Origin of the sequence: Streptococcus parasanguinis (assembly GCF_001069785.1) — a bacterium.
GTDB lineage: Bacteria > Bacillota > Bacilli > Lactobacillales > Streptococcaceae > Streptococcus > Streptococcus parasanguinis_T.
Genome location: NZ_JVSR01000015.1, coordinates 1 through 7,667, shown reverse-complemented (window position 1 = coordinate 7,667; position 7,667 = coordinate 1). Strand labels below are relative to the sequence as shown.

The 7,667-nt window shown below is 42.4% G+C and carries 7 protein-coding genes; 5 read left to right on the top strand and 2 right to left on the bottom strand.

Annotated features, from left to right (window positions below):
* Positions 1–54: 54 nt before the first annotated feature.
* Positions 55–609, bottom strand: coding sequence for a GNAT family N-acetyltransferase (locus tag ADG03_RS01140; protein ID WP_049471712.1), 555 nt, complete (start codon positions 607–609; stop codon positions 55–57).
* A 96-nt stretch (positions 610–705) separates the two neighbouring features.
* Between ADG03_RS01140 and ADG03_RS01135 the strand changes: the two genes are divergently transcribed.
* Positions 706–2,049, top strand: coding sequence for an MATE family efflux transporter (locus ADG03_RS01135; protein ID WP_049471711.1), 1,344 nt, complete (start codon positions 706–708; stop codon positions 2,047–2,049).
* Between the two features lie 68 nt (positions 2,050–2,117).
* Here the strand turns inward: ADG03_RS01135 and ADG03_RS01130 are convergent, their stop codons facing one another.
* On the bottom strand, positions 2,118–3,788 hold the full coding sequence (locus tag ADG03_RS01130; RefSeq protein ID WP_049471710.1) for a formate--tetrahydrofolate ligase: 1,671 nt from the start codon (positions 3,786–3,788) through the stop codon (positions 2,118–2,120).
* A 175-nt stretch (positions 3,789–3,963) separates the two neighbouring features.
* On the opposite strand from ADG03_RS01130, the gene ADG03_RS01125 reads away from it, so the two are divergent.
* The 4 genes from ADG03_RS01125 (at position 3,964) to ADG03_RS01110 (ending at position 7,614) form a co-directional block, all read left to right on the top strand.
* Positions 3,964–4,641 (top strand): phosphopantothenate--cysteine ligase, encoded by a 678-nt coding sequence (locus ADG03_RS01125; protein ID WP_049471709.1) that lies wholly within the window; start codon positions 3,964–3,966, stop codon positions 4,639–4,641.
* Positions 4,642–4,651: 10 nt separating this feature from the next.
* Complete coding sequence (gene coaC, locus ADG03_RS01120; protein WP_049471708.1) at positions 4,652–5,191, top strand: phosphopantothenoylcysteine decarboxylase; 540 nt, start codon at positions 4,652–4,654, stop codon at positions 5,189–5,191.
* On the top strand, positions 5,188–5,748 hold the full coding sequence (locus tag ADG03_RS01115; protein ID WP_003011870.1) for an ECF transporter S component: 561 nt from the start codon (positions 5,188–5,190) through the stop codon (positions 5,746–5,748). Before coaC ends, ADG03_RS01115 begins: the two co-directional genes overlap by 4 nt.
* A 150-nt stretch (positions 5,749–5,898) precedes the next feature.
* Positions 5,899–7,614 (top strand): phospho-sugar mutase, encoded by a 1,716-nt coding sequence (locus ADG03_RS01110; RefSeq protein WP_049471707.1) that lies wholly within the window; start codon positions 5,899–5,901, stop codon positions 7,612–7,614.
* The last annotated feature ends 53 nt before the right edge of the window (positions 7,615–7,667 follow it).

Below are 7,667 nucleotides of genomic sequence, written 5' to 3'. Positions count from 1 at the left end.
GACAATCCAAAAATAATTGAGAGGCTAGGACTTTTGTCCCAGCCTCTTTCTTGTCTAGTGATCACTAAAGCGTCTATATTTAATGCGGAAGTCGAAATAATTTTCTTCCTGCAGTTTACGGAAAATATCGCGATAAGCCTCTTCATCAAAGTGATCACCCCGATAGAGAATTTCAAAGCTCAGTCCTTCGTATTCTAAAAAAGCATTAGCAGTTTTAAATCCATTTCGCTTATAGAAATCCATCCGAGACTGACGTTGCTCTAGATTGTCACATTCTTCATCCAAACGTTCCACTTCAAGAATCATGGTTCTTTGGTAAAATTCTACCAATTTTTCAATGATTTCTTGACCATAACCGTGGCTACGTAGGTGGGGCATAATGGCAAAGAAGCTAACATAAAAAGCTTTCTGATTATAGATAGAAAAAGCAAAGCCTACAAATTCTTCTTCGTTATAAAAAGCAAAAAAATTAGCATCGTCATTGTCCGTGTAACGCAGGAATTCAGACAAAGGAACTCGCTCTTCTTCTGGGAATGCCTCGATATTCAGCCTCTCGACCTTGTCCAGATCTGGGAACGTTTCCGTGATTAATTGACTGGTTAAGCTCATAAAAGCCTCCTTTTCTGCCCTGATTATACCAAAAAATGTAAGGGCCTTCAACTATCGACGCTTGTCGCTGGTTCCTGAAGTTGGTATAATGACACTATGAAAAGAATTCAGCGTGTGGACCTCATAGATGGTCCTATTTTACCCGCTCTTTTGAGTTTTGCCTTTCCTATTCTTTTGTCCAATATCTTTCAACAACTCTACAATACCTCGGATGTCATGATTGTAGGGCGTTTTTTAGGTCAAAAATCTTTGGCCGCCGTTGGAGCAACCTCTGCCATATTTGATTTGATCGTTGGATTTGCTGTCGGTGTTGGAAATGGGATGGGGATTATTATCGCGAGAAATTATGGAGCCAAAAACGAAGACCAATTACGAAAATCAGTCGCCGCAACTGCTATTATTGGTTGCATTCTCAGTCTCTTCGTGATCTTCATTGGTGCTGTCGGACTTTATCCCCTGCTCCAATTTTTAGGGACCCCATCAGCAATTGTGTCTCAGTCTTATCTCTATATCTCCACTATTGTCAATGGTGTGGCTGTGACCTTTGCCTATAATCTTTGCGCTGGACTTCTTAGAGCGGTTGGCGATAGCTTAGCGGCACTCTACTTCCTGATTATCGCTGCCATTCTCAATATTCTTCTCGATCTATATTTTATTACCCAACTCCATCTCGGAGTCCAATCCGCTGGAATTGCGACCATTATTGCCCAGGGTATTTCGGCCCTTCTTTGTCTTCTCTATATTCGTAAGAAGGTCCCTTTTCTGCTCCCGCATCGCAAGGATTTTGTTTGGGAAAAGGAGCTTTATCAGGATCTGCTAAGTCAGGGCCTTGCCATGGGCCTCATGACTTCCATCGTTTCGATTGGAACGGTTATCCTCCAATCCGCTATTAATCAGCTTGGAACAACCATTATCAGTGCACAGGTCGCAGCCCGTCGTATCATGTCCTTTGCCGTTTTACCAATTACAGCTATCGCCTCAAGTATCACAACCTTTATCTCGCAGAATTTTGGCGCAGAGCAATTCCAGCGGATCAAAAAAGGCGTTACCATTGCCAACCTTCTTTCTTGGGTTTGGTCTGTCTTGGTTGCTGCTCTTCTATTCTTCACAAGTCCGTCTTTAACCAGCTTTATTTCCGGCTCGACAAATCCTGATCTCATTGCAAATGCCAGTCTTTATCTACAGATCAGCTCTTGCTTTTATCCTATTTTGGCGAGTCTCATCATCCTGAGAAATGCCCTACAGGGAATGGGTAAAAAATTAACCCCACTCACATCCAGTTTTATTGAATTGTTTGGAAAAATTTTCTTCGTTCTGTGGATTATTCCTCACACCGGCTACATGGGGGTCATTCTCTGCGAACCCCTTATCTGGATTCCCATGACCCTACAGCTCATCATAATCTATCGAAAAATCAGGTGCCAACTCCTTACTGAATAATGATTGATTAACAAGACCAAAACAACTTCTGCTCATTTGAACAGAAGTTGTTTTTAGATATCTAGCTATTAGAACAAACCGATGGCTGTTCCATCAGCAGCCACATCCATATTCAAAGCAGCTGGACGTTTTGGTAAACCAGGCATGGTCATGACATCCCCAGTCAAAGCGACAATAAAGCCTGCTCCCATTTTTGGAACCACTTCACGGATAGTGATTTCAAAGTTTTCAGGAGCTCCCAAGGCATTTGGATTATCAGAGAAGCTATATTGTGTTTTGGCCATACAGATTGGCAACTTATCCCAACCATTTTTCACGATTTGGGCAATTTGTGTCTTAGCTTTCTTCTCAAAATTCACCTTCGTACCGCGGTAAATCTCTGTAACAATCTTTTCAATTTTTTCTTCAACAGAAAGGTTGTTATCATACAAGCGTGTGTAGTTAGCTGGACTTGTTTCGATGGTTTTAACCAAGGTTTCAGCAAGTTCAACTCCACCGTCAGCACCATTCGCCCATACGCTCGCAAGCTCAACTGGTACATCAATTTCAGCACACAATTCTTTCAAAGCAGCAATTTCTGCTTCTGTATCTGTGATAAATTCATTGATAGCAACCACTGCAGGAATGCCAAACTTACGGATATTTTCAACGTGACGTTTCAAGTTGGCAAAACCAGCACGAACAGCCTCTACATTTTCTTCAGTCAAAGCATCCTTGGTCACTCCACCGTTCATCTTAAGAGCACGGAGAGTCGCTACGATCACAACCGCATCTGGTGATGTAGGCAAGTTTGGAGTTTTAATATCGAGGAATTTTTCAGCACCGAGGTCAGCCCCAAAACCAGCTTCTGTAATCGTATAGTCGGCTAAATGAAGAGCTGTCGTCGTTGCTAACACAGAGTTACATCCATGGGCGATATTGGCAAATGGACCACCGTGAACAAAGGCAGGTGTACCATAGATGGTTTGAACCAAGTTTGGCTTAATCGCATCTTTGAGGATCAAGGCAAGAGCCCCTTCTACTTCTAAATCACGGACATAAACTGGACTACGATCATAGCGGTAACCAATAACAATGTTGGCCAAACGACGTTTCAAATCTTCAATATCTGTCGCCAAGCAAAGGATGGCCATGATCTCAGAAGCAACGGTAATATCAAAACCGTCTTCACGCGGAATCCCATTTAAAGGACCGCCAAGGCCAACAGAAACATGACGAAGAGCGCGGTCATTCAAGTCCACTACCCGTTTCCAGATAATCCGACGTTGGTCAATTCCTAGCTCATTTCCTTGATGCAAATGATTATCAATCAATGCTGAGAGGGCATTATTAGCCGTTGTGATCGCATGCATATCCCCTGTGAAATGAAGGTTGATGTCTTCCATTGGTAGAACTTGGGCATAGCCACCACCAGCAGCACCACCTTTAATCCCCATAACTGGACCTAAAGAAGGTTCGCGAATGGCAATCATGGTTTTTTTACCGATTTTATTCAAAGCATCTGCTAGACCAATGGTGATGGTTGATTTCCCTTCTCCAGCTGGAGTTGGGTTGATCGCAGTGACTAAGATAAGTTTTCCTACTGGATTTTTCTCAACTTCACGAATCTTATCAAAGCTCAATTTTGCCTTGTATTTTCCATACAATTCAAGATCATCGTCAACCAAACCAATTTTCTTAACAACGTCCACAATCGGTTGGAGTTCAATGCTTTGAGCAATTTCGATATCTGTTTTCATAAGGGACTCCTTTATATTTGATAGATCTATTATACCTAAAATTCGCGAAAATAACATGGTTTTTCCACCTTTTGAATCGAACGTTCGTTTTTTATCTAAATTTTATGACTATACATAGTTAATCCTAATAGCTTCAGAACTTTACTTACGTATCTTTTTTGTGTAAAATAAGCATATGCATATTTTAATTACATCAGGTGGGACGAGCGAAGCCATTGATAGTGTTCGTTCGATCACCAATCATTCCACCGGGAGCCTAGGGAAAATCCTTACAGAAATGGCTCTTGCTAAGGGACATCAGGTGACCTTGATCACAACGCCTACCGCTCTTAAACCTGATCCTCACCCACAGCTTCGACTTCTATTGATCCAGAATGTCGAAGAACTTCTCACACAAATGAAAACGGAAGTCCCTCAACATCAGGTTTTGATTCACGCTATGGCTGTTTCAGACTACACACCTGTTTACATGACAAGCCTTGAGGAAGTTGAGAAAGCTCAAGACCTTCATACCTTTATCCATCGAGAAAATCAGGAAGCGAAAATTTCTTCCAAAGAGGAATACCAAGTACTCTTTCTAAAGAAAAATCCCAAGATTATCTCGCTCGTCAAAGAATGGAACCCTGCTATTCAACTGATCGGCTTTAAGCTTTTAGTCGACGTTTCTTCTGAAGAGTTGATCCAGGTAGCGCGTGAAAGCCTGGTTAAAAATCATGCCAGCATGATCGTTGCCAATGATCTGACCAAGATTCAGAACGGCCAGCATCAAGCCTATCTAGTGACAGATGAACAGGTCCTAGAAGCTTCTACGAAGACAGAAATCGCAGAGGCTATCCTACGTTATATCAAATAAAAAGGAACATATGACACACATTACTTTAGCGGTTACCGGTAGTATTTCCGCCTATAAAGCGGCTGACATTACCAGCCAACTAACCAAATTGGGCTTTGAAGTGAAGGTCCTCATGACTCCTTCAGCCAGAAAATTCATCACCCCTTTAACCTTGCAAGTTCTTTCAAAAAACCAAGTAGGGCTAGATGTTATGATGGAAGACGATCCACAGCGGATCGAGCACATCGACATTGGGAAAGAAACTGACCTCTTTCTTGTCGCGCCAGCCAGTGCCAATACCATTGCTAAATTGGCTATGGGACTTGCAGATAATATGGTCACTAGCACAGCTCTAGCCTTGCCTCAGACCTCAAAAAAATTACTGGCCCCTGCTATGAATACAAAAATGTTAGAACATCCCGCTACCCAACGAAATCTAAAGCTCTTACAAGACTATGGTTACCAGATTATCCAACCTCGTGATGCTGTTCTTGCTTGTGGGGACAAAGGTGCTGGAGCTCTAGCGCCTGTAGAAACTATTGTAGAAACTGTTAAGGAGAATTGTTTATGAGAAAATCATCTTCTATTTCACGAATTGCCATCTTTTTTGCGGTGATGATCACCATTCACTTTGTGACGTCCTTCATTCTGCAATTTGTTCCATCAGGAATTCAACCAACCTTGGTTCATATTCCTGTCGTGATCGCCTCTATCATATACGGTCCACGGATTGGAGCTATCTTAGGACTCCTCATGGGACTCTTTAGCCTCACTATGAATACCCTGGTTATAACACCCGCCAGCTATCTCTTTAGTCCCTTTGTCCCTCACGGGAATCTCTACTCCCTTATCATTGCCATAGTCCCTCGGATTCTCATCGGGGTAACCCCTTATTTTGTCTATCGTTGGATTCGCAATCGTACTGGACTTGTGATCGCTGGAATTGTCGGCTCTATGACCAATACTGTTTTCGTTCTAAGTGGGATTTATTTCTTCTTTGGAAATAGCTTCGGTGGTGGGATTCAACATTTCCTAGCCTTGATTGTATCTACCAACTCTCTCATCGAAGTCATTGCGACAGTACTCATTACCAGTGCAGTCGTTCCATCTCTTGAAAAATTAAAATAACCTTTCAAGCCAAGACCAATTTATCTTGGCTTTTTTTGATGGTGAATTAGCTCTATTTTTTTGAAAAGATTTACAATTATCGCTAGAATTTTCTGAAAAAATTTGCTATAATGTAAGCGATTAAATTATAAGCAAAAAGGAGACGCTTGCATGACCTATCAAGAAAACTACCAAAAATGGCTCGACTTTGCTGAATTACCAGCTTACCTTCGTGATGAGTTGGTCGCAATGGATGAAAAAACAAAAGAAGATGCCTTCTATACCAACCTTGAATTCGGTACAGCTGGTATGCGTGGCTTAATCGGTGCTGGTACTAACCGTATTAATATCTATGTTGTTCGCCAAGCAACTGAAGGGTTGGCCCAATTGATCGACTCAAAAGGTGAGGAAGCGAAGAAACGCGGTGTTGCGATCGCCTACGACAGCCGTCACTTCTCTCCTGAGTTTGCTTTTGAATCTGCTCAAGTTTTGGCTGCTCACGGTATCAAATCTTATGTATTTGAAAGCCTACGTCCAACACCGGAATTGTCATTTGCCGTTCGTCACCTCCACACATTTGCTGGGATCATGGTAACAGCCAGCCACAACCCTGCTCCATTTAATGGATACAAGGTATATGGTGAAGACGGTGGACAAATGCCACCTGCAGATGCTGATGCATTGACAGATTACATCCGTGCTATCGAAAATCCATTCGCTGTGAAATTGGCTGACCTTGAAGAAAGCAAAGCTAACGGCTTGATTGAAGTTATCGGTGAAAACGTCGACGCTGAATACTTGAAAGAAGTGAAAGGCGTTAATATCAACCAAGACTTGATCAATGAATACGGACGCGACATGAAGATTGTCTACACTCCACTTCATGGTACTGGTGAAATGTTGGCTCGTCGTGCTCTTGCCCAAGCTGGATTTGAAGCTGTTCAAGTTGTTGAGGCTCAAGCCGTTCCAGATGCTGACTTCTCAACTGTTAAATCTCCAAACCCTGAAAACCAAGCTGCCTTTGCTCTTGCTGAAGAACTTGGCCGCAAAGTAGACGCTGATGTATTGGTTGCAACTGACCCAGATGCTGACCGCCTTGGTGTTGAAATCCGCCAACCAGATGGTTCTTACCTCAACCTTTCTGGTAACCAAATCGGAGCGATCATTGCTAAATACATTCTTGAAGCTCACAAAACAGCTGGTACCCTTCCTGCCAATGCTGCCCTCTGTAAATCAATCGTATCAACTGAGTTGGTGACTAAGATTGCAGAAAGCTACGGCGCAACTATGTTTAACGTCTTGACTGGTTTCAAATTTATCGGTGAAAAAATCCATGAATTTGAAACACAACACAACCACACTTACATGCTTGGTTTCGAAGAAAGCTTCGGTTACCTGATCAAACCATTCGTACGTGACAAAGACGCTATCCAAGCCGTTCTTATCGTTGCTGAAATCGCAGCTTACTACCGCTCACGTGGTATGACTTTGGCAGATGGTATCGAAGAAATCTACAAACAATACGGTTACTTCGCAGAAAAAACCATCTCTGTTACCCTTTCAGGTGTGGACGGGGCTGCTGAAATCAAGAAAATTATGGATAAATTCCGTGGCAATGCTCCTAAACAATTTAACAACACAGACATTGCTAAGACAGAAGACTTCTTGGAACAAACAGCAACTACTGCTGACGGCGTTGAAAAATTGACAACTCCTCCAAGCAACGTTCTTAAATACATCTTGGCTGATGATTCATGGTTTGCCGTTCGTCCTTCAGGTACAGAACCAAAAATCAAATTCTACATCGCTACAGTTGGTGAATCTGAAGCAGATGCTAAAGAAAAAATTGCAAATATCGAAGCAGAAATCAATGCTTTTGTAGGCTAAAACACGAGGCTGGGACAAAAGTCCTAGCCTCTCAATTATTTTTGGATTGTCGA

Bases quoted from the DNA above. Each gene is read 5' to 3' on its own strand.
- ADG03_RS01125 (WP_049471709.1), top strand. From the start codon at position 3,964: ATGCATATTTTAATTACATCAGGTGGGACGAGCGAAGCCATTGATAGT.
- ADG03_RS01110 (WP_049471707.1), top strand. From the start codon at position 5,899: ATGACCTATCAAGAAAACTACCAAAAATGGCTCGACTTTGCTGAATTA.
- ADG03_RS01135 (WP_049471711.1), top strand. From the start codon at position 706: ATGAAAAGAATTCAGCGTGTGGACCTCATAGATGGTCCTATTTTACCC.
- ADG03_RS01115 (WP_003011870.1), top strand. From the start codon at position 5,188: ATGAGAAAATCATCTTCTATTTCACGAATTGCCATCTTTTTTGCGGTG.
- coaC (WP_049471708.1), top strand. From the start codon at position 4,652: ATGACACACATTACTTTAGCGGTTACCGGTAGTATTTCCGCCTATAAA.
- ADG03_RS01130 (WP_049471710.1), bottom strand. From the start codon at position 3,788: ATGAAAACAGATATCGAAATTGCTCAAAGCATTGAACTCCAACCGATT.
- ADG03_RS01140 (WP_049471712.1), bottom strand. From the start codon at position 609: ATGAGCTTAACCAGTCAATTAATCACGGAAACGTTCCCAGATCTGGAC.